Origin of the sequence: Streptomonospora nanhaiensis (genome assembly GCF_026642255.1) — a bacterium.
Taxonomy (GTDB): domain Bacteria; phylum Actinomycetota; class Actinomycetes; order Streptosporangiales; family Streptosporangiaceae; genus Nocardiopsis; species Nocardiopsis tropica.
Genome location: NZ_CP113264.1, coordinates 1,664,917 through 1,689,673, shown reverse-complemented (window position 1 = coordinate 1,689,673; position 24,757 = coordinate 1,664,917). Strand labels below are relative to the sequence as shown.

Here is a 24,757-nt window from a genome sequence, read left to right as displayed (position 1 = left end):
CCGCCCGTACCGGAGGAGGACGGCCCCCGCACGTGACGGCCGACCGGTCCCCGCGGGGCGCCTCGGGCGAGCCCCCGGACGGGTCGGCGGAGGACGCCGACCTGGTGCGGCGCGCGCTGCGCGGCGACCACCTCGCCTGGGAGGGGATCGTGGACCGCCACCTGCCGGTGGTGAACGCCATCGCCCGCTCCTACCGGCTCTCCGGCCCCGACCGCGAGGACGCCGTGCAGACGGTGTGGCTCACCCTCAACCAGCACCTGCCCCGCCTGCGCCACCCCGGGCGGCTCCGCGCCTGGCTGCGCCGGGTCGCCCACCGGACCTGCGCCCGCCAGCGGCGCACCGGGTCCCTCGACCGCGCCGTGGACCCCCACGACCTGGCGGCCCTCCCGCTCGCCGGGGCGCCGGACCCCGAGACGGAGTACCTGCGCGGGGAGCGCGACGAGGAACTCCACCGCGCGATCCGCAGCCTCACCGACCCGGCCGAGCGGCGCGCCGCCCTCGCCTACCTCGCCGACCCGCCCGGCCCCGCCGGCCGGACCGCGCGCCCGGAGGGGGGCGACGGCCCCGCGAACCCCCGGGCTGCCTCGAACCAGCGGCGCCGCGTGTACCGCAGACTCCGCCGCCTCCTGGAGGAACCCACGTGAGGAACCGTCCCGACACCGGCCCCGCCTCCCGGCCCCCGCACGCGGAGGACGGGAGGGCCGCCGCCCTGGCGGCCTTCGACCGCTCGGACGACGCGGCGGACCTGGCACGGACCCGCGCGGACACGGTCCCGGCCACCGAGGCGGCACGCTCGGAGGACGGCGCCGTGACCGCCGCGCTGCGGTTCGAGCACGGGGGCGTGGCCGTGGACCTCCAGGTCCGGGCGCACGGGCGCACGCGCTCGCTGTCCGGACTCGTCACCGGGGACTTCGAGCACGCCGTCCTGCGCGTGCGCCGCCCCGGCGCCACCGCCAGCCCGACGGTGGGCGAGGACGGCCGGTTCTCCCTGGACGGGCTGCCACGGGGGCCGATCAGCCTGTCCCTGCTCAGGACGGGGCGCCCTCCGGTGGTCACCGCCTGGTTCACCGTGTGACGACGGGCCGGGGCCGACCACCGTGACGACGGACCGGAGCCGACCACCCGGAACAGGACGCTCCGAACCCGGATTGGGGACGCGCGCGAACCCGCTCCCCTTCGTCCGCACCCGCACCGCTTCGTCCGTTTTCGCTCCCCCCGGTTCGTCCACAGCGGCGCGGACACCGTTCCCCCGCGGACTCCGACCCTGCTATCACTGGTTCCGGCCCGCCCCTCGGCGAAAGGCAGCCGGTCGTGTCCCTCGGTCCACCGACGTCCCCCTCCGCCTCCCCTCCCGCGCTCCGGCCCGGCGACCGCGTGTCGCGCTCCGGAGGCTCCCTCCTCTCCCGGGTCACCCACGGGGTCCGGCTCGCCCAGGACGGCAGGTTCGAGGAGACCGTGGACCTCCTCACCGACACCCGCCTGCGCCTGGACGGCCATCCCGTGTCCGAGGCGGCCCAGGTGGTTCCCGGGCTCCTCGTCAACCTGGGCCTGGCGCAGATCCTGTGCGGCCGCTTCGACCGGGCCGAGGACCAGTTGCGCGAAGCCCTCTCCCTCACCGAGGAGCGGGGGCTGCCCCTGCTGGGCATGGTGGCCGGCCAGAACCTGGGCTGCCTCAGCCTCTACCGGGGCGACGCCTCCGCGGCCATCGCGGCGTTCCACGCGCTCGCCCCGCACCTGCCCTCCTCCCGGAGGGAGGCCCTGCACGTGGACCTCGCGGAGGCGCTGCTGGCCGAGGGGCTGGTGGAGGAGGCCGCGGAGGTCCTCGCGGACGGCCCCTGGGCGGGCGGGGGGTCGTCATCGGCGAGCACGCTGCTGGTGGAGGCCAAGCTGTGGCTCCTGCGGGGCGACCACCGCCGCGCGGCGGAGCTGGCCCGCCGCGTCCGCCGCGGTTTCGGCAGGGGATCGCTCTGGCACCGGCTGGCCGCCCGCCTGGAGCACAGGGCCCTGCGCGAGGCCCGCCACCGCCCGCTGTCACCCGTCGAGCGGGCCGAGAACGCCCTGGCGGCGAGGGTCCCGCTGGCCGTCACCGCGCGGGGCGCGCCGACCGCCCGGCACGGGGCGCCGGCGTCGCCGGCCCGGGCGGGCGGGCCTGCCGCGCCCCGGTCGGACGGGCCGGTCGAGGACCCGCACGTCGTGCGGGCGGGGCTGGAGAGCGCCCTGGCCGCCGGGGACGCGTCCGCCGCCGTGGAATGGGCCGAGCTGGCCCGCACCTGGGCCGTGCCGCGCGTGCCCGGTCCCCTGGCGCACGCCCCCGGGACGGCCGCGCTGGCGGACGGGTACCGCGAGGCACTGGTCCACGACCGGGACGCGGACGCGGCGGCCCGCCTCTGGGAGTCGGAACGCTGGCGGGCCCACCACGCGGCCCGGGCCGCGGGAGAGCCCGGCGACGCCCCGTTCCCCCGGCAGGCCGGGAACCGGCGGCGGAGCCGACCGCCCCGTACCGCCCCCGCACCGCATCCGGACTCCCCGGAGCGCGCCGACCGTCCGCGCCCCGTCACCGGCCCCCTCCTGGAGCGGCTCGGGGACAGGGCGTTCCTGCGGTACACCAGGGCCGCGGGGGACGCGGTGGTGCTCGTCGCGGTGGCCGGGCGCGTACACGCACGCGTCCTGGGCCCGCTCCCCCGGGTGGCGCGGGCCCTCTCCCGGTTCGTCCACCCGCTCCTCGTCCCCGGCCGCCCGCCCGGCGCGACGGCGCGCGAGGCGGCCGCCCTCGCCACCCGGGCCCTGCTCGGCCCCGCCCTGCCGCTGATCGGGGACCGGCCGCTGGTCGTGGCCAGCGACCCCTTCCTGGGCGACCCGCCCTGGGGCATGCTGCCGGCGCTGCGCGGACGCCCCGTGAACCTGGTGCCCACCGCCCGCTTCTGGCTGGACCGCCGACGGGAGCCCGGTCCGGGCGCTCCCCGCCCCGGGCGCGTCCTCCTGGTGGCCGCTCCCGAACCCGGCGGAGCCGTCCGCGAGGTCTCCCGGCTGGCGGACCTCTACCCGGGGGCGCGGGTGCTCGCCGGCGACCGGGCCAGGCGCGGGGAGGTGCTGGCCGGGATCGGGCGGGCCGACCTGGCGCACGTGGCCGGGCACGGGCGCGTACCCGACCGCTCGCCCATGCTGGCCTCCGTCGGCCTCTCCGACGGTCCGATGCTCGCCTGCGACCTGTCGGCCCTCCCGCGTGTGCCGGACACCGTGGTCCTGTCCACCTGCTGGAGCGGCAGGGACTTCGCGGGACGGACGGGCGCTCCGCTGGGGTTCGCCGGCGTCCTCCTGGCCGCCGGGGCCCGCACCGTCGTGGCCAGCCCCGTCCCCGTGGGCGACTCCGGGACCGGCGAGGCCATGCGCCGCTTCCACCGCGCCCTGGTCGGCGGCGTGCCCGCGCCCGAGGCGGTGGCCGTCCACCTCGGGCGGGCAGGCTTCTGCTGCTTCGGCGCCTGAGCCGCGCCGCGGGGCAGTGCGCCCCGGGGCCGACGGCCGCCGCTCCGCCGCGGGGGCGCCCTCACCAGCCGCGTTCGCGCCACTCCCCGAGGTGGGGCCGCTCGGCGCCCAGGGTGGTGTCGGCGCCGTGCCCGGGGTAGACCCAGGTGTCGTCGGCGAGCGCTCCGAACACGCGCTCCTCCACGTCCCCGAAGAGGGTGCGGAAGTCCTCGTCCGACCACGTGCGGCCGACGCCGCCCGGGAAGAGCGAGTCGCCCGTGAAGAGGTGGGTGCGGCCGTCCGGGTCGTCGTAGCGCAGGGCGACCGACCCGGGCGTGTGCCCGCGGAGGTGGATGACGGTGAGGGAGCTCTCGCCGACCGGGACCCGGGTCCCGTGGACGACGGGCTCGTCCACCGACACCGGGAGCTCCTCCCCGTCGTCGGGATGGGCCACCGTCCGGGCCCCGGTCTGGCCGACCACCTCCGCGAGGGCCGTCCAGTGGTCCTGGTGGCGGTGGGTGGTGATCACCCGCGCGAGTCCGCCCTCGCCGACCATGTCCAGGATCCGGTCCGGCTCCGCGGCGGCGTCGATGAGTACCGCCTCACCGGTGGAGTGGCAACGCAGCAGGTAGGCGTTGTTGTCCATCGGGCCGACGGTGAGTTTGCTGATCGTCAGGTTGGTCAGTCGTCGCAGGTCGGCGGGGCCGCCGACCCTCGTATCTCCGGAGTAGCTCACCCGACCATTGTGGCCTGCCGGGGGGAGCGGGCGCACCCGGCCCGCGCATGCCGGACGGCCGGCGGTCCGGACGCCCCGCCTCACGGCCGGGGTCCGCCCCCGTCCCGGGCATCCGCTACCGCGCCCACCGGGGGGCGCGCTTCTCGAAGAAGGCCGCCCGCCCCTCGGCGGCGTCCTCCCCGGAGAAGAACTCGGCGGACAGCTCGCCCATCCGCGTGAACGCCTCCTTGCGCCGTTCGGGTGCGGCCAGCGCTCCCGAGCCGAGCTCCCCCAGGAGCTCCTTGGTGCGGGACAGCGCGCGCGGGGCCGCCCCCCTCAGCCCCTGGAGGACCGCGTCCACGGCGTGGGCCATGTCGCGGTCGGGGACGGCCTGGGTGAGCAGGCCCGCCTTGGCCGCGGCCGAGGCGTCGAACAGCTCGCCGGTGAGGAAGTAGCGGCTCAGCTGGCGCGAGTGCATGCGCGCGGACACCGGCACGGAGATGACGGCGGGGACCACGCCGATCCGCACCTCCGTGAAGGCGAAGGTGGCGCTCTTGGGGGCGAGCGCGATGTCGGCGGCGGCCACCAGCCCGATCCCCCCGGCGCGGGCTGCGCCGTTGAGGACGGCGATCACCGGTTTGGGGGCGCCCATGACCTGCTCGAAGATCTCGGGGAGTTCGGGGGCCGGTTCGGTCGGGGCTCCCTGGAGCGCCGCCGCGACCTCCTTCAGGTCGGCCCCCGCGCAGAACACGGGGCCCGTGCCGGTGAGCACGATCCCCCGCACCCCGTCGTCGGCCACCGCCTCGGCGAGGGCCGCGGACAGTTCGGAGCGCAGCCGCGCGGAGAGCGCGTTGCGGTTGCCGGGGGAGTCGAGGGTGACCGTGGCGATGGCGCGGTCGACGGACAGGCGCACCAGGGGGGCGTCGTCCGGGGGCATCGGGGACGGGTGCTGCGTCATCGCAGGCTGGCCTTTCTCCGTGTCCATCCCCGCGTGCGCGGAGAGGGGGTGAACCGCGCGCGGACCTGTCGGACCCGGCGCGCGTACGCAGGCGGTTCGTGACCGGTCGCGTCTCGCTTGTGGCGGTATGCGCGAATCCGCCTCCACCTTAGACGGACCGATCGCCGAGGCACCACGCTTCGTCACGCCCGGTTCGTTAAGTCCCCGTCACACCCCGACGCGGGAGTGTTACACGAACCGGCGGAGCCGGCCCTGCGCCGTCGCCGACCGGCGCCCCCGGCCCCGCACGCACTCCCGGGGGCGCGGACCGGGCCGGTCCGCGCCCCCGGGAGGACGGCCCGTCCCGCCCTGCGGGTCAGCGCGTGGTGGCCGTGGACAGGGCCTCGGCGAAGTGCATCATCGCGGAGACCGCCGCAGCGCCGTCGGCGGCCTCGCTCACCCGCAGTGTGAGGGGCTCCGCCGTGATCGCGCCGGTGTAGCCGTGGTCGAGCTCGCACGTCTCGTCGGCGCAGGCGGCCGGTTCGAGGTCGATGTTGGCGACGGCGCCCCAGTTGACCGACAGGTTGACGCTGAGCACCAGTTCGCTCGGCAGGCTGCCCGGGGTGTACTGGGCCGGGTTGGGCACCACCCTGGTCAGGGCGACCGACTGGATGTTGCCCATCTGGATGCTGTCCGTCGTGGTGGACGCGTGCGAGGTGCCCTCCGTCTCGTTCGGCGGGTGCTCGTCCGTGTGGCACACCACGAGCCGGGTCGCGGTCAGCAGCATCACGGTGATGTGCCGCCGCATCTCCATCGCCGGGTCGAAGGTCGCCTCGTGGTGCACGATGAACGCCTCGGCGCTCTCGCCGCCCAGGGCCTGGGCGACGGCGTCGATCACCAGCGCGGGGTAGTACCCGCTGCGTTCGATCTCCAGTCGCCAGTCCGTGGACACGGCACGTGTTTTCCTCATACCCCTATCCTGCCCCTTTCCCGTGACACTTCGCGACCGGGCCGAGAAGCGGGCGGACCACCCCCTGATCAGAACGTCACCCCGCGCAGCCTCCGCGGCCCCGCGTCGGGCCGTACCTCGGGCGCCTCCCGCAGCCACATGCGCGCGCCCAGCACGTGGGCTCCGGTGGCGTTGACGAGGACAGGGTCCAGGTCCACGTAGCCGATCTCGGGAAATGCCTCCACCAGGCGCGACACCCGGATGAGGAGTTCCTCCAGCGCCTCCACGTCGGGCTGCTCCGCGAGCGAGGTCGCGCCCGCGGGGAGGCCGAACAGCAGGGGCGCCGCACGCACCGCGTGGATGAGGTCGGCGGCGTCCATGTCGGTGAGGGGCGCCAGGCGGAACGCCCGGTCGTCCAGGAGCTCGGCGGTCACGTCGGCCAGGCCGAACGAGACCACCGACCCGAAGGACTGGTTGTCCCCCGCGCGGATCACCGTGGGCACGCCGGGCGCGGCCATGCGCTGGACGACGAGCCCCGCCTCGGCGCCGAACCGGTCGTACAGCGACAGGAAGGCGCTGCGCACGTCCTCCGGCGTGCGCAGGTCCGCCCGGACGAACGCGCCCCCCGCACGGACCCGCAGGTCGGGCGAGTCGGCCTTGACGACCACCGGGTAGCCGAGGTGCCCGGCGGCGACCACGGCGCCCTCCGCCGAGGACACCGGGATGTCCGGGTAGGCGGTGATGCCGTAGCAGGACAGCAGGTCGCGGGCGTCCTCGCCGGAGATCGCCGTCTCCTCGTCGTAGCGGCGCTCCCCGCCGAACCAGGCGACGTCGTCCGCGGACGGCTTGGCGTTCCTGAGCGCGCGGACCAGCGTCGCGCGGGCACGGGCACCGTCGATGTCGGGCAGCTCGGGGTGGCGTCCCGGCTTGCGGTTGCGCCACTGCGTGTAGCGGGTCGCGTAGGCCAGGGCGCGGACCGCGTCCTCGGGCGAGGGGTAGGAGGGAACCGATCCGCGCAGGGTCTCGCCCCTGTCGCCGACGTGGCGCAGCTCCTCGGGGAGCCCCTGGCGCCCCAGGTATGTGGCCACGATGGGCTTGTCGGAGTTGAGCGAGCGCGCTCTGAGGACCCGCGCGACGTCGTCGGAGATGGGGTGGAGCGCGGGGATGAACACGACCACGACCGAGTGCACGTCGTCGGCCGCCAGGGCCGTCTCCAGCGCGAGGTCGAAGTCCTCGGCGGTGGCCTGGGGGCCGAGGTTGACCGGGTCGTGGGGCTTGAGGCCCTGACGCATCGCGGCGTCCTTGACCAGCAGCTCCAGGGAGTCGGAGTTGCCGATGACGCCCACCCGCGGCCCCTTGGGCAGGGGCTGGTAGGCGAACACCTGGGCGGCGTCGAACATCTGCGTGATGTCGTCGACCCGGACCACCCCGGCCTGCTGGAACAGCGAGGTGACGGCGTAGTCGGGCAGGGCGAGCCCTCCCGCCGCGTGGCCGGTGGGGGTGGTCTGCGCGGAACCGCCGCTGCGCACCGCCACGACGGGCTTCTGTTTGGCGAGGCGCCGGGCCAGGCGTGTGAACTTGCGCGGGTTGCCGAGCGACTCCAGGTACTGCAGGACGACCTCGGTGGCGGGGTCCTCCTGCCAGTACTGCATGAGGTCGTTGCCGGACACGTCGGCGCGGTTGCCCGCGGAGACGAACGTGGACAGGCCCATCCCGCGCTCGGCCACCCGCTGGAGGATGGCCCGTCCCAGGGCGCCGGACTGGGAGAAGAAGCCGATCGAGCCCACCGGGGGCAGGTCGGGCGACAGCGTCGCGTTGAGCGACACCCGGGGGTCGCTGTTGGCGATGCCCAGGCAGTTGGGGCCGACGACGCGCATGCCGGCGGCGCGGGCGGTGCGCACCAGCTCGTCCTGGCGCGCGCGGCCCTCCGGTCCGGTCTCGCCGAACCCGGAGCTGACCACGACCAGCCCGAGCACGCCCTTGTCCGCGCACTGCTCGACGACGTCGACGACCATGTCGGCGCGGACCGCCACGACGGCGAGGTCCACCTGGTCGGGGATGTCCAGGACCGAGGGGTAGGCGCGCACGCCCACGACGGCCTTGGCCTCGGGGTGCACCGGGTAGACGGGCCCCTGGAACTCGCCTCCGAGGAGGTTGCGCAGGGCCGTCTGGCCGATGGTGTGGGCGGTCCGGCTCGCGCCGATGACGGCGACCGAGTCGGGGAAGAGGAGCCGGGCGATGGAGCGCGACTCCGCGCGCTGCTCGCGGGCCCGCATGACCTCGGTGGAGTCGTCCGTGGGCTGGAGGTCCAGCGTGAGGCGGATGACCCCCTCGTCGAAGGTCTGCTGGGCGGTGTACCCGGCTTCGCGGAAGACGTTGATCATCCGCCGGTTCTCGGGCAGCACGTCGGCGATGAAGCGGCGCACCCCCCGTTCGCGCGCGGCCGCGCCGATGTGCTCCAACAGCACCGACGCCAGGCCGCGGCCCTGGTGGCCGTCCTCCACGACGAAGGCGACCTCGGCCTCCTCGGGCGCGACCTTGTCGTAGCGCACCACGGAGACCAGGGAGTCGGAGATGGTGGCGACCAGGGCCACGCGGTCCTCGTAGTCGACCGTCGTGAACCGTTTCACATCGCGGTCGGAGAGCTTGGGGTAGGGCGCGAAGAACCGGTAGTAGATCGTCTCCGGGGAGAGGCGTGCGTGGAACTCGCGCAGCAGGTCGGCGTCTTCAGGGGTGATGGGGCGCAGGTGCGCGGTGCCTCCGTCGGTCAGGACGACGTCGGCTTCCCAGTGATTCGGGTAGGACTGCACGACTGCGAGACTAGACGACAATCGGTCGAATCCGGGGAAAGTCCATGCGGGCACCGCGAAAACGCCCCGGGGCGTCCGCACGGTACGCCCTCCCCGGCCCCCGGTCGGCCCGTGCGGGCTACCGGCCCCACGTGACGCAATGCTCATCGCGGGGGGCTCCCGGGGCGCGGCGACGCCCTCCACAGCGGCGATCGGCGCCCTTCCGCCGACGTGTGGCCGGGGCGCGTTCAGTTCGTTACACGCCGCTGACGGTTCACCTGTTAACGTCGTGCGAGCACGGATTCTTATAACCCTCGGTGGTGGCTGGCGAAATGACACGAGTGGTCGTGATCGGTGACCTGATGACCGACGCCGTCGCGCGCGCGTTCCACCCGTTGGCCCGCGGCAGCGACACTCCGGCGTCCGTGATCATGTATGGCGGGGGCTCCGGGGCGAACATCGCCTCGTGGCTGGCCGTGGAGGGTACCGACACCACCTTCGTCGGCCGCCGCGGCTCCGACATCACCGGCCGGACCCGTGAGATGGAGCTCATGGGCTACGGTCTGGACTCGCGCATGGTGATGGACCCGGAGCGGCCCACGGGGACCTGCGTGGTGATGATCACCCACCGGGGCGACCGCACGATGCTGAGCGACCCCGGCGCCAACGCCCGCCTCCAGCCCGAGGACCTCCCCCGCGACGTGTTCGGCCCCGACGGGCACCTGCACGTGTCGGGGTACACCCTGATCAACGCCGACTCCCGGCGCGCGGCCCGGGTGGCGCTGCGGATGGCCCGCGAGAGCGGGATGTCGATCTCGGTCGACGGCGGCTCGCACGCGCCGCTGGAGCGCGCGGGCGCCGAGAACTTCCTGGACTGGACCCAGGGCGCGCGGCTGCTGTTCGCCAACGTCGACCAGGCCAGGGTGCTGACCGGCCGGGAGGACCCCGAGGCCGCGGCGAAGGTGCTGACCGCCTGGTTCCCCAACGTGGTGCTCAAGCTGGGCCAGGGCGGCGGACTGTGGGCGTCCAAGACCCGTGACGACTGCGTGACCGCTCCCGCCGAGCCGGTGGAGCCCTCCCCCGGTTCCGTGGGGGCCGGCGACGCCTTCATCGCGGGGTTCCTCCCGGCGTGGCTCGCCGGCCGCCATCCCAAGGAGGCGTTGGGCCGCGCCCACCGCCTGGCCGCGCGGGCCCTGCACCAGCCGGGCGCCCGACCCGACCTGGGGGAGGGCCAGCCCGTCCGGCGCGGCGCCCCCCGCGGCCAGCGCATCCGCTGACCCCGCACGCCTCCGTTCCGGCGGGTGTGCCGCGGCGCTGCCGCGGCACACCCGCCGGTCCGCGTCGGGAGGGGCGGCGGGCCCGCACCCCGCCGCGGCGGCGCTCAGCCCCCGGTGGTGGCCAGGGTCAGCGGCAGCACCTCGGGGGCGCCCGCGCTCCTGAGCAGGGCGGCGCCCACGGTCAGGCTCCAGCCGGTGTCGGTGTAGTCGTCCACCAGCAGGACCGGTCCGGGCGTCTCGGCCTGGACCGCCGCCAGCCGCTCGCGCAGCTCGTCGCCGACGCGCAGGGACGCGTACACCTGGGCCAGGCGCATGGCGCTGTTGTGCTTCCTCTGCTCCACGGCCCCTCCGTACTCCAGCGCCCCGATCGGGGTCAGCCTCCCCAGCCGGGACAGGCGGGAGGCGAGGTCGTTGATCAGGGCGGGCCGTGTGCGGGACGGCATCACGACGACGCCGACCGGCCGGCGCTCCCAGCCCCACGTGGCGAGGACCCGTACGACGCCCTGGAGCATCCGCTCGTCCACCGGGGCGTCCGGCGCGTCGTCCGCGAGCACGCGCCTCAGCTCGTTGCCCCACCCGATGTCGGTGAGGCGGCCCAGGGCCCGCCCCTCGCCCGCGCGGAGGTCGTCCTTGATCTTCCCGGTCAGCCCCACGCCCAGGGTGTCCATGCCGGACGGCCACTGCCGCCTCGGGGCGATGGGCGTGCCCGGCCGGTCGAGGTGCTCCGCCGCGGCCTCACGGCGCCCGGGGTCCACGTCGGTGTTCCAGTACTCGCCGGTGCACACGTCGCAGCGCCCGCAGGCGACGCTCTCGGGGTCGTCCAGCTGGCGGCGCAGGAACTCCATGCGGCAGGTGTCGAGGTCGATGTAGTCGAGCATGGCGCGCTGCTCCCGCTCACGCGCCTCGGTGACGGCCGCGTACCGCTCCGCGTCGTAGCTCCACGGCCGGCCGGTGGCCTCCCACCCGCCGCGGACCCGGCGGACCGCGCCGTCCACGTCCAGCACCTTCAGCATCTGCTCCAGCCGGGTGCGGCGCAGGTCCACCCGGGTCTCCAGCGCGGCCACGGACAGGGGCCGGCCCTCCGCCGCGAGCACGTCCAGGGTCTGGCGCACGGTCTGCTCCGGCGGGAACGACAGCCCCGCGAAGTACTCCCAGATCTGGGTGTCCTCGCGGCCGGGCAGCAGGACCACCTCGGCGCGCTCCACGCCGCGTCCGGCGCGGCCGACCTGCTGGTAGTAGGAGATCGGGGACTGCGGCGCACCGAGGTGCACGACGAACCCCAGGTCGGGCTTGTCGAAGCCCATGCCGAGCGCGCTGGTGGCCACCAGCGCCTTGACCCGGTTGGCGAGGAGGTCGTCCTCGGCCTCCCGGCGCTCGTCGGGGTCGGTCTGCCCGGTGTAGGCGCGCACCTCCAGCCCCTGCTCGCGGAGGAAGCGGGCGGTCTCCTGGGCGGCGCTGACGGTCAGCGTGTACACGATCCCCGATCCGTGGATCTTGGGGAGGTGCTCCGCGAGCCAGCTGAGCCTGGCCGTGGGGTCGGGCAGCCGCGCCACGGCCAGCCGCAGGCTCTCCCTCTCCAGCGAGCCGCGCAGCACCAGGGTGTCCTGGCGCTCGCCGCCCGCCTGGAGCTGCTCGGCGACGTCGCGGGTGACCCGCTCGTTCGCCGTGGCCGTGGTGGCCAGGACGGGCACCCCGTCCGGCAGGTCGTGCAGCAGGGACCGGATGCGCCGGTAGTCGGGGCGGAAGTCGTGGCCCCAGTCGGAGACGCAGTGGGCCTCGTCGATGACGACCAGGCCCGCGCCCGCGGCGAGCTCCGGCAGGACCCGGTCGCGGAACTCCGGGTTGTTGAGCCGCTCGGGGCTGACCAGCAGGACGTCGACCTCGCCCGCGGCGACGTCGGCGTAGGTCGCCTCCCACGCGGTGGTGTTGGAGCTGTTGATGGTCCGGGCCCGGATGCCGGCCCGTTCCGCGGCCGAGATCTGGTTGCGCATCAGGGCCAGGAGCGGCGAGACGATGACGGTCGGGCCCGCACCCTCCGCCCGGCGCAGGGCGGTGGCGACGAAGTACACCGCCGACTTGCCCCAGCCGGTGCGCTGGACGACGAGTGCCCTGCGGTGTTCGGCGACCAGGGCGCGGATGGCGGTCCACTGGTCCTCGCGCAGCCGTGCGGAGTCCCCGGCCAGTGCCCGGAGGTGCGCCTCGGCCTGCTCGCGGAGCGCGCCGCCGGAGGCGTCGGCGGGGACGGTGGTGTCAGCGGTGGGTGTGGCCATGTCCTCCTTGGTACCAGAGCCGGGGGACATCGGAGGGGTCGTCCACAGGACGAACGCGCGAGGACCTCCGCTCCGGCGCGGCGCCGGGACGCCCCGCCGCACCCGGTCCCGAGGGGAACCGCGTCCGGGGAGAGCCGCAGAACACACCGAGTAACGAAACGGAAACTATCCGTCTTCCCGGCATTGCACTCCCGAACCGGTATCTGAACACTCGACGCCAGGGCTCACGTCTGGGGCGCTCGCGTCTGGGAGCGCTCCCGACTTCTCGCGACACGCACGGCGGAAGGACACGGACATGCACCGACCACGGGGCCGGACCGGCCCCCGACACGCCTCCCCCGAGGCCCCGGCCCGACGACGGGGAGGGCCCGCCCGGCCCGCGCTCCTGGCGGCCGGCGCCGCCCTCCTCCTCACCGGCGCCGCCCTCCCGGCGCTCACCGGGCCCGTCCCCGCGACCACCGCGGCGGCCACGGGCGCCGCAGCCGTCCCCGTGGGGTCCGGCAGCTACACCGACACCCTCCCGGCCGGGGCCTCCGGCCCCTCCGACCTCAGCGGCGCACCGGCCTCCCCCAAGGTCACCGACGACTACGAGGGCGCGGCCCCCACCAACGAGTGGTGGTCCTCCCTCATCTTCCAGCGCTATCCGGAGAACCCCCACGGCGAGAACCTCTTCGCCCACCCCGCCAGCTACCACCCCCACGAGGGCGGCCTGGAGATGGGCTACCCCGACACCCCCCGGCTCGTGGCCGACGGCCTCAAGTACGAGTTCCCCCACGTCCCCGACCTCTCCCTGGGCGCGGTCGGCCTCGACTCCCCCGACACCCGGGTCGCCGACAGCGGCGACTGGACGGTCACCGCCGAGTGGGCGGGCGGAGGCCCCACCCTCCGCGTCACCATCGGGCAGGGCCTGCCCTTCGCCTACGCCGAGACCAGCGGCGGCGACGCCGAGGTGAGCTTCAGCAGCGCACCCGACGTCTGGCACGAGGACGGCTCCGTCGTCGGCGCGAGCGTCGGCGGCCGCCACTACGCGCTGTTCGCGCCGTCGGGTTCCCCCTGGACCCGGTCGGGCGACACCTTCACCGCCGCCACCGGCGACGGCGGCCACTACTCCGTCGCCGTCCTCCCCTCCCCCGGGGACCTGGACGCCTTCGCCCCCTACGCCCACTCCGTCGTCACCGGCTCCGTGGTCGACTACGACTACGACGAGGCCGGGGCCACCCTGACCAGCACCTACCGGGTGGAGACCGAGGCGGTCGAGGGCGACCGCACCGGCACCCTCATGGCGCTCTACCCCCACCAGTGGGACAACGCCGTCACCGACGTGACCGGCCTGTCCTACACGTCCCCGCGCGGCGAGATGCGCATCGCAGAAGGCGGCAGCTTCACCACGGAGCTGACCACCAACGGCGTCCTGCCCAGCCTGCCCACGGTCGACGGCGCCGACCACGACCGCATGCGGCAGCTCATCGACGAGGTGCTCGCCGGGGAGGAGCTCTTCCCCGAGCCCGGCGACACCTACTGGGACGGCAAGGCCATGGGCCGTCTCGCGCAGCTCGTCCCCATCGCCGACTCCATCGGCCACACCGAGGCCCGCGACGAGCTCCTCGACCTGGTCAGGGGGCGCCTGGAGGACTGGCTGACGGCCGGCGGCACGCGCCAGTTCCACTACAACGCCGAGTGGGGGACCATGCTCGGCTACCCCGACAGCTTCGGGGCCGCCCAGGAGCTCAACGACCACGACTTCCACTACGGCTACTTCGTCTCGGCCGCCGCCGTCGTCGCCCGCTACGACCGCGCCTGGGCAGCCGAGGACGCCTGGGGCGGGATGATCCGTCTCCTGATCCGCGACGTCGCCGCCACCGACCCCGACGACCCGATATTCCCGCGCCTGCGCTCCTTCTCTCCCTACGCCGGGCACGGCTGGGCGTCCGGGCACGCCGGGTTCGCGGCGGGCAACAACCAGGAGTCCTCCTCCGAGGGCATGCACTTCGCCGCCGCCACCGCCCTGTTCGGCTCCCTGGCCGGCGACGAGGAGGTCCGCGACCTCGGCGTGTACCTGCACACCACCCAGGCCTCCGCGATCCCCCGCTACTGGCAGGACCAGGGCGGCGGGACGTTCCCGGAGGACTACGAGCACGACGTCGTCGGCATGGTGTGGGGCGACGGCGGCGACTACCGCATCTGGTGGGACGGCGGCGACGAGGAGCACTACGGCATCAACTACCTGCCCATCACCGCCGGTTCGCTGTACCTCGGGCACGACCCCGAACACGCCGGCGCCGTCTACCGGTCGCTCGTGGACCGCCTGGGCCGCGAGCCGGAGATCTGGAGGGACATCCACTGGGCGCACCGCGCCCTCTCCGACGGCGACGACGCCCTGCGCATGTTCGAGGAGCAGTGGCAGACCTACGAACCGGAGGCGGGCGGCTCCAAGCCGCACACCTACCAGTGGGTCTCCACCCTCGCCGAGGTCGGCACCGTAGACGCCTCCGTCACCGCCGACACCGCCCACTACGCGGTGTTCGACGACGGCGGGACCCGCACCCACACCGCCTTCAACCCGGGCACCGACCCGGTGACGGTCACGTTCTCCGACGGCGTCGAACTGAGCGTGGAGCCCGGTTCCCTGGCCTCCACCAGGGGTGAGGGCGGCGGGGGCGACCCCGGAGACCCCGGTGACCCGGGCGACCCCGGGGAGGGCAACGTCGGTGACGGAGACCTCCACCTGACCCCCTCTGCTCTCTCCGGAACCCCGCACGGGTCCGCCGACGAGATCACCGTGGCCTCCGCCAGAGGGCGCAACCAGGACGGCCTGCCGCCGGAGGACCGGGTGGTCCTGCGGGTCGACGGCCTGACCGGTTCCCACAACGGCGACGCCACCGCGTTCTCCCTGCCGGTGGACTCCGGAAACGCGATCGCCAACGCGGTCCAGGTCCGCGTGGTCTACGACCTGGACGGCGACGGCACCGACGACCGGACGGAGACCTACCGCTACTTCGCCACCAACGACCGGTCCGGCTGGGAGGAGTACACGCAGGGAGGAGGCGCGGCCGACAGCGACGGCGCCCTCGGCGACATGGTCGACGGCTCGGTCCGCGTCGAACTGTGGAGCGCCCTGGGAAGCGACAGCTCACGGATCCTGGTCGGCCCGGACGACGGTGCCTCGGTCACGATCCCCTTCAGCGACTGACGGCGGGCAGGCTCTGACCGGCGGTCAGAGCCTGCTCTTCCGGGCCCCGCCCCGGCCCGCGCCCGGGCGCCCGAACCAACCCCCGTCGGCCAGGTCCCCCTCCGGGGAAGAGGGCCCGGACCCGTCACCCCGTCGCACCACGGTGCTTTTCGCCCCTCCCTGCTTTCAGGGCGAAAACCACGTCGCAAGGGGTCAAAACCCCTCAGTCGCGCGACTCACACACGTCCAACCACGCGTCCGCGTACGTTTCAGTCTCCGGCACAGGCCAGAATTACGGACATGGCCCGTACTACTTCCCGTCCCCCCGAGGATCTCGCCGAGAAGATCATCGACATCGACGTCTCCGAGGAGATGCGAGGCAGCTTCCTGGAGTACGCGTACTCGGTCATCTACCAACGCGCGCTCCCCGACGCCCGCGACGGCATGAAGCCGGTTCAGCGGCGCATCCTCTACCAGATGAACGAGATGGGGCTCCGCCACGACCGCGGGCACGTCAAGTGCGCCCGTGTGGTCGGGGACGTGATGGGACGGCTCCACCCCCACGGTGACAGCGCCATCTACGACGCCCTCGTCCGCCTCAGCCAGTCCTTCGCCATGCGCGTGCCCCTGGTCGACGGCCACGGCAACTTCGGTTCGCTGGGCGGCGACGACGCCCCCGCCGCCATGCGCTACACCGAGGCCCGTCTGGACCGCGCCGCCGAGCTGCTGGTCTCGTCCATCGACGAGAACGTCGTCGACTTCAAGCCCAACTACGACGGCCAGGAGACCGAACCCGAGGTCCTCCCCGCCGCCTTCCCCAACCTGCTGGTCAACGGGGCGTCCGGCATCGCCGTGGGCATGGCCACCAACATGGCCCCCCACAACCTGGGCGAGGTCATCGCCGCCGCACGCCACCTGATCTCCCACCCCGACGCGACCCTGGAGGAGCTCACCGAGTTCGTGCCCGGCCCGGACCTGCCCACGGGCGGCACCATCGTCGGGCTGGACGGCATCCGCGACGCCTACCGCAGCGGCCGGGGCACCTTCAAGACGCGCGCCACCGTCGCCATCGAGAAGGTCTCCGCTCGCCGTACCGGCCTGGTCGTGACGGCCCTCCCCTACAACGTGGGCCCCGAGAAGGTCGTCAGCCGCATCAAGGAGCTGGTGCAGTCCAAGAAGCTCCAGGGCATCTCGGACCTGAAGGACCTCACCGACCGCACCCAGGGCCTGCGCCTGGTCATCGAGCTCAAGAACGGCTTCAACCCCGAGGCCGTGCTGGAGGAGCTCTACCGGCTCACGCCGATGGAGGAGTCCTTCGGCATCAACAACGTCGCCCTCGTGGAAGGCCAGCCCCAGACCCTGGGCCTGCGCGAACTCCTCGAGGTGTACGTCAACCACCGCCTGGAGGTCGTCCGCCGCCGCAGCGAGTTCCGCCGCACGAAGCGGCAGGAGCGCCTGCACCTGGTGGACGGCCTGGTCACGGCCCTGCTGGACATCGACCGCGTCATCGCCCTCATCCGCGAGGCCGACGACACGGCGGCGGCCCGCGAGTCCCTGATGGGCGCCTACGGCCTGTCCGACACCCAGGCCCGCTACATCCTGGACACCCCGCTGCGCCGCCTGACCCGGTTCGACAGACTGGAGCTGGAGACCGAGCGGGAGAAGCTCAACCAGGAGATCGACTCCCTCACCGCGATCCTGGAGTCGGACAAGAAGCTGCGCCGCGTGGTCTCCAAGGAGCTCGCCGACGTCTCCAAGGAGTTCGCCACCCCGCGCCGCACCCAGCTGCGGGAGAGCGACGGGGCCGCCCGCAGCGCGGTCGTCCCGCTGGAGATGGCCGACCAGCCCTGCCACGTGCTGTTCGGCGTCGACGGCGCCATCGGCCGCAGCAAGGGCGCCGCGGTGCCGCGCGTCTACGAGGGGCTGCGCACCCGGCACGACGCTATCCACGTGTCGGTGCCCACCACCTCGCGCTCGGACGTCGGCCTGGTCACCGACCTCGGCCGGATGATCCGCGTCCCGGTGGTGGAGCTGCCCGAGCTGCCGGACCGCGACGACGAGCGCCCGCCCCTGGCCTCGGGCCTGGACGTCGGGGAGTTCGTCCAGCTCGAGGAGGGCGAGCGCGTCGTGTCGGTGGTGGCCATGGACACTTCGGGCCCCGGCTTCGCCGTGGGCACGGTCGGCGGCGTGGTCAAGCGCGTCGCCCCGGACTACCCGCCCAACAAGGACGACTTCGAGGTCATCGCGCTCAAGGACGACGACCGCGTCATCGGCGTCACGCAGCTCTCCTCGGGTGAGGAGGACCTCGCCTTCATCACCTCGGAGGCCCAACTGCTGCGCTTCTCCGCGAGCACCGTGCGCCCGCAGGGCAGGCCGGCGGGGGGCGTGGCGGGCGTGCGCCTGTCGGAGGAGGCCCGCGTGCTCTGGTTCGGCGCCGTCCCGAGCCCGGAGGACTCGGTGGTGGTCACCGTCTCCGGTTCCTCCAGCGCGCTGGAGGGCACACAGGCCGGTTCGGCCAAGGTGACGCCGTTCGAGACGTATCCGACGAAGGGCCGCGCCACGGGCGGCGTGCGGTGCCACCGCTACCTGAAGGGCGAGGACACCCTGCTGTTCGGCTGGATCGGCCGGGCACCGGCCCGCGCCTCGCGGGCGGACGGCAAGCCCGTCCGGCTTCCCGACACCAGCGACCGTCGGGACGGGTCGGGTGACGCCCTCCCGAGGGCGATCGTTACTGTTGGTAGCGGTCAGACCGACTCCGGGATCACCGGTCCCGGCGCCTGACCCCTCCATCCCGTGCCGTGCACACCGGAGTGCTCCGGTGTGCACGGCACAGCTGTGACCAAGGACAAGGGAGTGACTCCACGTGGGTGACAACAACGGTGCCGTCCCCTCCGCAGGCGCCTTCGACGACGTGTTCGCGGCCAACGCGGGCTACGCGGCCGACTTCTCGCTGGCCGGGCTCAAACCGGTCGCGGGGCGCGGCCTCGCCCTGGTGACCTGCATGGACTCCAGAATCGAGCCCCTGGACATGCTCGGCCTGGAGCCGGGCGACGCCAAGATCCTGCGCAACGCGGGCGCCCGGGTGACCGACGACACGCTGCGCACCCTGGTGCTGGCGGTGTACCTGCTCGGGGTCGAGCGGGTGCTGGTCCTTCCGCACACCCGCTGCAAGATGGCGTCGGTGCCCGGCGACGACGCCGTCCACGACCTCATCCAGCAGGAGTACGGGGTCGACACGCGGAGCCTGGAGTTCCACACGAACAGCGACCAGCTGGGCGCGCTGGGGCACGACCTGGAGCGCATCCGCCACCACCCGCTGCTCCCCGCCGGCCTGCCCGTCGCGGGTGCGATCTACGACGTGGACACCGGGCGGATCTCCCCCACGGACCTGTGACGACGCGGCGCGGAGCGCCGTCCGCGCCTCTCGGGGCCCCGGCCCGGAGGGCGGACCGCGTGTGCGGGCCCCGTGTGCGGGGATCTCTCTGATGGGGGTGGTGACGCCAGTGGGTCACACCAGACCTCACAAAGCGCCTCCACCCCACACGCCACACCAGGGAATGCGGCCGGACCCCTGGCCGTTGTGATCCGGGACGGTTCGCGCCGTCGGAAGGAGCACCGTGGAAGAGAGCACCTACGAGACCTACAACCGCGCCCGCATGTTCATGGAACTGGGCGACCCGATCTACGCGGCCCGCACCCTCGAACCGATCGTCGAGCACGATCCCGACAGCAGGTCGCTGCTGGAGCTGCTCGGACGCGCCTACTTCCACTCCGCTCAGCTCAACAAGGCCGAGAGGACCTTCCGCCGGATCATCGAGCTGGACCCGGTGGACAACTGGGCGCACATCGCGCTCGCCCGCACGCTGGAGCGCCAGAGCCGCCACGACGAGGCGGCCACCTACCGGCGCATGTACTCGGTGATGTCCGGGGGATCGCTGGACTGAGGGGCGCCGCCCGGCGCGCCCTCCCCCGCACCGGGGCCGCCGGCCGGGCGGCCGCGCCCCCGCGAACCGGGGCCGGGCCCGAGGGGCCCGGCCTCCCGTGTGCCGGGGCGCCCCCGGGTGGACCGGCGCCCCCGCGCGGCGCGCTCCCGGCCCCCCCGGGGCGCGGAGGGGCCGGGGACCCGGGAGGACTACCCTGCTGACCATGGCATCCTCACCAACCGGTCCGGAACCGGACGACGCCGCCCCGTGGGTGGACCGCAGCGACGACGGTACCCGCGCCTGGGTCGACGAGGCGGTCCGCAAGGTCGTGGCGGACGCGAACCGTTCGGCCGACACCCACCTGCACGTGTTCCCCCTGCCCCCGGAATGGGGCATCGACCTGTACCTGAAGGACGAGTCGGTGCACCCCACCGGCAGCCTCAAGCACCGGCTGGCGCGTTCGCTGTTCCTGTACGGGCTCGCCAACGGGTGGATCCGCGAGGGCACCACGATCGTGGAGGCCAGCTCGGGGTCCACCGCGGTCTCGGAGGCCTACTTCGCGCAGCTGATCGGGCTGGACTTCATCACGGTCATCCCGCGCAGGACCAGCCCGGAGAAGATCGCCCTCATCGAGCGGTACGGCGGCCGGTGCCACTTCGTGGACAGCCCGCCCGCGATGTACACCGAGGCGGAGCGGCTCGCGGCGGAGAGCGGCGGCCACTACATGGACCAGTTCACCTACGCCGAGCGGGCCACCGACTGGCGCGGGAACAACAACATCGCCGAGTCGATCTTCGAGCAGCTCGGCATGGAGCGCTACCCCTGTCCCGACTGGATCGTGGTGGGGGCGGGCACCGGGGGCACGTCCGCGACCATCGGGCGGTACCTGCGGTACCGGCGGATGGACACCCGGCTGGCCGTCGTGGACCCGGAGAACTCGGCGTTCTTCCCCGGCTGGGTCACCGGCGCCCCGGACTACGCCACGGGGATGCCCTCCAGGATCGAGGGCATCGGCCGCCCCCGGATGGAGCCGAGCTTCGTCCCCTCCGTGATCGACCTCATGATCCCCGTGCCCGACGCGGCGAGCATCGCCGCGATGCGGCACCTGTACGACCACACCGGCCTGTCCGCCGGCGGCTCGACGGGCACCAGCCTGTGGGGGGTGTGGCACCTCGTCGCCAGGATGCTCCGTGAGGGCCGCAGGGGCAGCGTGGTCACCCTGATCTGCGACGGCGGCGAACGCTACCAGCACAGCTACTACGACGACGGCTGGGTGGCGCAGAAGGGCCTGGCCCCCGCCCCCTACCGGGCCTCCATCGACCGGTTCCTCGGGGACGGCGTGTGGGAGCCCCCCGCCGCCCCCTGAGGACGCGCGAAGGGCCCGCACCGGGGTGCGGGCCCTTCGCGCGAGGGCCTCTCCGGCCCCCGTCCCGGTCAGATGTCGACGCGGGCGATGTCCAGCTCCTGGGCGCCCTGCTGGATGAACTTGCGGCGCGGCGCCACCTCGTTGCCCATCAGCAGGTTGAACACGGCCGCGGCCTCCTCGGCCTGCTCGACCCGGATCCGGCGCAGGGTACGGTGGCGCGGGTCCATGGTGGTCTCCGCCAGCTGGTCGGCGTCCATCTCGCCCAGGCCCTTGTACCGCTGCACCGGCTCCTTCCAGCCGATCTTGCGCTTCTCCAGGTCCAGCAGCGTGCGCTGGAGCTCGGCGTCGGAGTAGGTGTAGATGTAGCGGTCCTCGGGCTTGGCGCCCCGCTTGCGCCGGACGTTGGTCAGCTCGATGCGGTGCAGCGGCGGCACCGCCGCGAACACCCGGCCGGCCTCCAGCATCGGCCGCATGTAGCGGTAGATGAGCGTGAGCAGCAGGCAGCGGATGTGCGCGCCGTCCACGTCCGCGTCGGCCATGAGGATCATCCGGCCGTAGCGGGCGGCGTCGATGTCGAAGGTCCGGCCCGACCCCGCCCCGATGACCTGGAGGATCGCGGCGCACTCGGCGTTCTTGAGCATGTCGGTGACCGACGACTTCTGCACGTTGAGGATCTTGCCCCGGATCGGCAGCAGCGCCTGGAACTCCGAGTTGCGCGCGAGCTTGGCGGTGCCCAGCGCGGAGTCCCCCTCGACGATGAACAGCTCGCTGTGCTCCAGCCCCTCGCTGCGGCAGTCCACCAGCTTGGCGGGCAGCGCCGAGTTCTCCAGGGCGTTCTTGCGCCGCTGGGTCTCCCTCTGCTGGCGGGCGGCCAGGCGCGCCTTGGCGGCGCCCACGACCTTCTCCAGCACGGTGCGGGCCTTGGCCTTCTCCGGCTTCTTGGTGGAGGTGAGGAACTCGCGGAGCTCCTTGCCGACCACCTGGGAGACGATGCGGGTCGCGGCGGAGGTGCCGAGGATCTCCTTGGTCTGGCCCTCGAACTGCGGTTCGGGCAGGCGGACGGTGACGACCGCGGTGAGCCCCTCCTGCGTGTCGTCCTTGGTGACGGGGTCGTCGCTGTTCCGGAGCAGCTTGGTGGCGCGCAGCTGGTCGTTGACGACCCGCACCAGGGCGCGCTCGAAGCCGTTGATGTGGGTTCCGCCCTTGGGGGTGGCGATCACGTTGACGAAGGAGCGCACGGTGGTGTCGTAGCCGGTGCCCCAGCGCAGGGCGACGTCGACGTCGAGGCGGCGCTCGACGTCGGCGGGCACCATGTGGCCGGCGTCGTCCAGGACGGGGACGGTCTCGGTGAAGCTCCCGCTGCCCTGGATGCGCAGGACGTCGCTGATCGGGTCGTCCGGCGCCAGGAAGGTGCAGAACTCGCCGATGCCGCCGTCGAAGCGGAACTCCTCCTCGTGGGCGGGCTCACCCTCCGCGCGCTCGTCGCGCACCGAGATGGTCAGCCCCGGGACGAGGAAGGCGGTCTGGCGGGCCCGGTCCAGCAGGTTCTCGCGGGCGATCTCCGCGTCCTTGAGGAAGATCTGCATGTCCGGCCAGAACCGGATGCGGGTGCCGGTGGTCCTCTGGGCGACCTTGCGGATCTGGTCCAGGCCGGACGAGGGGGTGAACTCGGCGTCGGGCCCGGGGCCCGCGAAGCGGCCGGGGATGCCCCGGCGGAAGCTCATCGCGTGGGTGCGGCCCTGGCGGTCCACCTCCACGTCGACCCGGGCGGAGAGGGCGTTGACGACCGAGGCGCCGACGCCGTGCAGACCGCCGGAGGCGGTGTAGGAGCCGGAGCCGAACTTGCCGCCCGCGTGGAGCTTGGTCATGACCAGCTCCACGCCGGAGAGCCCGGACTTGGGCTCGAGGTCGACCGGGATGCCGCGCCCGTCGTCGCTCACCGCCACCGAGCCGTCGGCGTGGAGTGTGACGTCGATCCGGCCGCAGAAGTCACCCAGGGCCTCGTCCACGGAGTTGTCGATGATCTCCCACATGCAGTGGGTGAGGCCGCGGCTGTCGGTGGACCCGATGTACATGCCCGGGCGTTTGCGCACCGCCTCCAGACCCTCGAGGACCGACAGGTGCCGGGCTGAGTAGTCCCCCGGGTCGTGGACGGCTGCGGTCAAGGCGGTCACTCGGACATCTCCTGCGTTTCGAGGGCCATCGGGTCTGATGCGGTGCGTGCCCTTTGTACCGCGCCGCACCGACGAAAGGGGGGCCTGGCCGCGGCGCGCCGGTCGCTTTCCGTCGCACGTGGCGGGCTGGGCGGGCGCGCGCCGCCGGGGCGCCGTCCGGCGTCGTCGCCGGGAGCGCACGAGCGTGTTCCGCTGGTACAGGGGCGAAGGGAGCACGGGTCCCGCCCCGCGCGAGACTACCACCTCTGGTGGATGCGACCTGGATACTCCCCTTTTCCGGGGATGCAGGGCCCTCCCCGGGGTAGAACGAGACCGAGAGCAGACGACCGACGAGAAAGGTCCCAAAGCGTTCCTTCCAGGCACCAACCAGGCAGATTCCGCTGTCGGCGTACACGGCGGCTGGTTGGGAACGTCTGGGTCGGGTTAGATGTTGTCAGAGGTGACTAACGCCGAGTATTGAGGATGGCGAAGTGACTGGAACCCTTGCCCCCACCCAGCCGCTGACGGCTGCTGACCGTTGCGACCGCTGTGGTGCACAGGCTTACGTCCGGGTGCTGCTGAACTCCGGCGGCGAACTCCTGTTCTGCGCACACCACATGCGCAAGCACGACGACTCTCTCCGAAAGATCGCTTCGGACATCCAGGACGAGACCGACAAGCTCACCGAGAGCAAGAACTCCGCGGACGAGCGTTAGCCACACGAGCACAAGAGAAGACGGCCCGACAGCGACGGCGGCCCCGCCAGGGGCCGCCGTCCCTTTGTGTGCGGGGTCTCCTCCCCCTCAGCCCAGGACCCGGTTGTGGTAGCGGGAGACCGGGGCGAACCCGGCGCCGCCGTACAGCCGCAGGGCCGGCTCGTTGCCCTCCACCACGCACAGGTAGGCGCTCCGCGCCCCCTCGTCGTACGCCCACCGCAGCAGGTCGGCGAGGAGGCCCGTGGCCACGCCCTTCCCGCGGGCCCCGGGGTCGGTGACCATGGCGCAGATCCCGACCGACTCCCCGTCCAGGACCGCGCAGCCCCGGCCCTCCCCCGAGGCGGCGACACCGTAGGCCGTGCCGACCTGTCCGAGGATGCGCGTGACGGTGTCCGCCGTGCGCGCGTCCACGCCCGTGCGCCCGAACAGGGCGGACCATGCGGAGGTGGGACGCGCGGTGATCAGGGAGGCGCCCTCGGCGGCGGGGCGCTCGTCCAGGCCGCGGGCGAGGACGAGGGTGGGCTCCACCACCTCGTAGCCGTGCTCCGCCAGCCTGGCGTCCACGGCCTCCTCCCCCGGCCACACCTGTGCGCAGGGCCTCACCCCGTGCCCGGTGTAGTAGGCGGTGACCTCGGCGACGTCCGCGCCGGGGTCCAGGACCAGCGCGGAGTTCGCCCGCTTGGTCACCCCGTCGGCGAGGCCGAGCCTCCAGCCCCCGCGCGTCTCCACGGTGAACGCGGGCCAGTCCCGCGCCACCCTCGCCGCCCACTCGTGCATGCCCGCTCCCCGGAGTCCTCGTCGGAAGCGGACGATGCTACCGGGCGGCCCGCCGCGGCGGTCGCGCGGCCCCGAGGACACGGACCCGGCCTCCACGCCGCTCCGCGCCCGCGGCGGCGGGCCCGGCAGGACGGCGCTCCCCGTGCGGGCGCCGGTGGTCCGCCCCGGGACCGGGCGCCGCCGACCTCGCGGGCGGATCCCCGGGGGATCCGCCCGGCACCGCCGAACACGCCCTAACATGGGCGGGAACCCAC

Annotated in this window: 17 protein-coding genes; 10 read left to right on the top strand and 7 right to left on the bottom strand. The window is 73.7% G+C overall.

Features of this window, described 5'->3' with window-relative positions; translation table 11 throughout:
• The first annotated feature begins 32 nt into the window (after positions 1 to 32).
• The 3 genes from OUQ99_RS07430 to OUQ99_RS07420 all read left to right on the top strand — a co-directional run bounded on the left by OUQ99_RS07430 (position 33) and on the right by OUQ99_RS07420 (position 3,483).
• A complete protein-coding gene (locus tag OUQ99_RS07430) occupies positions 33 to 644 on the top strand; it encodes an RNA polymerase sigma factor (RefSeq protein ID WP_267948688.1) in 612 nt (203 codons plus the stop codon).
• On the top strand, positions 641 to 1,075 hold the full coding sequence (locus OUQ99_RS07425) for a hypothetical protein (protein WP_267948687.1): 435 nt from the start codon (positions 641 to 643) through the stop codon (positions 1,073 to 1,075). The genes OUQ99_RS07430 and OUQ99_RS07425 overlap by 4 nt, the downstream gene beginning before the upstream one ends.
• Positions 1,076 to 1,311: 236 nt before the next feature.
• Positions 1,312 to 3,483 (top strand): CHAT domain-containing protein, encoded by a 2,172-nt coding sequence (locus OUQ99_RS07420; protein ID WP_346660236.1) that lies wholly within the window; start codon positions 1,312 to 1,314, stop codon positions 3,481 to 3,483.
• A gap of 61 nt (positions 3,484 to 3,544) precedes the next feature.
• Here OUQ99_RS07420 and OUQ99_RS07415 read toward each other — a convergent pair whose 3' ends face one another.
• From OUQ99_RS07415 to OUQ99_RS07400, 4 genes are all read right to left on the bottom strand, one after another.
• Positions 3,545 to 4,198, bottom strand: a complete 654-nt coding sequence (locus OUQ99_RS07415) for an MBL fold metallo-hydrolase (protein ID WP_267948686.1) — start codon at positions 4,196 to 4,198, stop codon at positions 3,545 to 3,547.
• A gap of 115 nt (positions 4,199 to 4,313) precedes the next feature.
• Positions 4,314 to 5,135 (bottom strand): enoyl-CoA hydratase-related protein, encoded by an 822-nt coding sequence (locus OUQ99_RS07410; RefSeq protein ID WP_267948685.1) that lies wholly within the window; start codon positions 5,133 to 5,135, stop codon positions 4,314 to 4,316.
• 355 nt (positions 5,136 to 5,490) lie between these two features.
• Entirely contained in the window at positions 5,491 to 6,066 is a 576-nt protein-coding gene (locus tag OUQ99_RS07405; RefSeq protein WP_267950289.1) for a DUF5998 family protein, read from the bottom strand.
• 86 nt (positions 6,067 to 6,152) lie between these two features.
• Positions 6,153 to 8,873, bottom strand: coding sequence for a GNAT family N-acetyltransferase (locus OUQ99_RS07400; RefSeq protein WP_267948684.1), 2,721 nt, complete (start codon positions 8,871 to 8,873; stop codon positions 6,153 to 6,155).
• Between the two features lie 320 nt (positions 8,874 to 9,193).
• On the opposite strand from OUQ99_RS07400, the gene OUQ99_RS07395 reads away from it, so the two are divergent.
• Positions 9,194 to 10,129, top strand: a complete 936-nt coding sequence (locus OUQ99_RS07395; RefSeq protein WP_267950288.1) for a carbohydrate kinase family protein — start codon at positions 9,194 to 9,196, stop codon at positions 10,127 to 10,129.
• A gap of 104 nt (positions 10,130 to 10,233) precedes the next feature.
• Here OUQ99_RS07395 and OUQ99_RS07390 read toward each other — a convergent pair whose 3' ends face one another.
• A complete protein-coding gene (locus OUQ99_RS07390; RefSeq protein ID WP_267948683.1) occupies positions 10,234 to 12,399 on the bottom strand; it encodes a RecQ family ATP-dependent DNA helicase in 2,166 nt (721 codons plus the stop codon).
• A 295-nt stretch (positions 12,400 to 12,694) separates the two neighbouring features.
• On the opposite strand from OUQ99_RS07390, the gene OUQ99_RS07385 reads away from it, so the two are divergent.
• The 5 genes from OUQ99_RS07385 (at position 12,695) to OUQ99_RS07365 (ending at position 20,857) form a co-directional block, all read left to right on the top strand.
• The gene (locus OUQ99_RS07385; protein WP_267948682.1) at positions 12,695 to 15,589 is read left to right on the top strand and encodes a glycosyl hydrolase; all 2,895 of its coding nucleotides are present in this window, start codon (positions 12,695 to 12,697) and stop codon (positions 15,587 to 15,589) included.
• A 279-nt stretch (positions 15,590 to 15,868) separates the two neighbouring features.
• A complete protein-coding gene (locus OUQ99_RS07380; protein ID WP_267948681.1) occupies positions 15,869 to 18,349 on the top strand; it encodes a DNA gyrase/topoisomerase IV subunit A in 2,481 nt (826 codons plus the stop codon).
• An 82-nt stretch (positions 18,350 to 18,431) separates the two neighbouring features.
• A complete protein-coding gene (locus OUQ99_RS07375; protein ID WP_267948680.1) occupies positions 18,432 to 18,962 on the top strand; it encodes a beta-class carbonic anhydrase in 531 nt (176 codons plus the stop codon).
• A 223-nt stretch (positions 18,963 to 19,185) separates the two neighbouring features.
• Positions 19,186 to 19,512 carry a tetratricopeptide repeat protein gene (locus OUQ99_RS07370; protein ID WP_267948679.1) on the top strand — a complete coding sequence of 109 codons (327 nt, stop codon included), beginning with the start codon at positions 19,186 to 19,188 and terminating at the stop codon, positions 19,510 to 19,512.
• A gap of 202 nt (positions 19,513 to 19,714) precedes the next feature.
• Positions 19,715 to 20,857, top strand: a complete 1,143-nt coding sequence (locus OUQ99_RS07365; RefSeq protein WP_267948678.1) for a PLP-dependent cysteine synthase family protein — start codon at positions 19,715 to 19,717, stop codon at positions 20,855 to 20,857.
• 68 nt (positions 20,858 to 20,925) lie between these two features.
• Here OUQ99_RS07365 and OUQ99_RS07360 read toward each other — a convergent pair whose 3' ends face one another.
• On the bottom strand, positions 20,926 to 23,031 hold the full coding sequence (locus OUQ99_RS07360) for a DNA gyrase/topoisomerase IV subunit B (protein WP_267948677.1): 2,106 nt from the start codon (positions 23,029 to 23,031) through the stop codon (positions 20,926 to 20,928).
• Positions 23,032 to 23,501: 470 nt separating this feature from the next.
• On the opposite strand from OUQ99_RS07360, the gene OUQ99_RS07355 reads away from it, so the two are divergent.
• A complete protein-coding gene (locus OUQ99_RS07355) occupies positions 23,502 to 23,726 on the top strand; it encodes a DUF7455 domain-containing protein (RefSeq protein WP_267948676.1) in 225 nt (74 codons plus the stop codon).
• Positions 23,727 to 23,813: 87 nt separating this feature from the next.
• Here OUQ99_RS07355 and OUQ99_RS07350 read toward each other — a convergent pair whose 3' ends face one another.
• Positions 23,814 to 24,503, bottom strand: a complete 690-nt coding sequence (locus OUQ99_RS07350; protein WP_267948675.1) for a GNAT family N-acetyltransferase — start codon at positions 24,501 to 24,503, stop codon at positions 23,814 to 23,816.
• Between the last annotated feature and the right edge of the window lie 254 nt (positions 24,504 to 24,757).

Excerpts from the sequence above, each read along its gene's own strand:
- OUQ99_RS07380 (WP_267948681.1), top strand. The coding sequence starts at position 15,869 with ATGGCCCGTACTACTTCCCGTCCCCCCGAGGATCTCGCCGAGAAGATC.
- OUQ99_RS07365 (WP_267948678.1), top strand. The coding sequence starts at position 19,715 with ATGGCATCCTCACCAACCGGTCCGGAACCGGACGACGCCGCCCCGTGG.
- OUQ99_RS07350 (WP_267948675.1), bottom strand. The coding sequence starts at position 24,503 with ATGCACGAGTGGGCGGCGAGGGTGGCGCGGGACTGGCCCGCGTTCACC.
- OUQ99_RS07390 (WP_267948683.1), bottom strand. The coding sequence starts at position 12,399 with ATGGCCACACCCACCGCTGACACCACCGTCCCCGCCGACGCCTCCGGC.
- OUQ99_RS07385 (WP_267948682.1), top strand. The coding sequence starts at position 12,695 with ATGCACCGACCACGGGGCCGGACCGGCCCCCGACACGCCTCCCCCGAG.
- OUQ99_RS07410 (WP_267948685.1), bottom strand. The coding sequence starts at position 5,135 with ATGACGCAGCACCCGTCCCCGATGCCCCCGGACGACGCCCCCCTGGTG.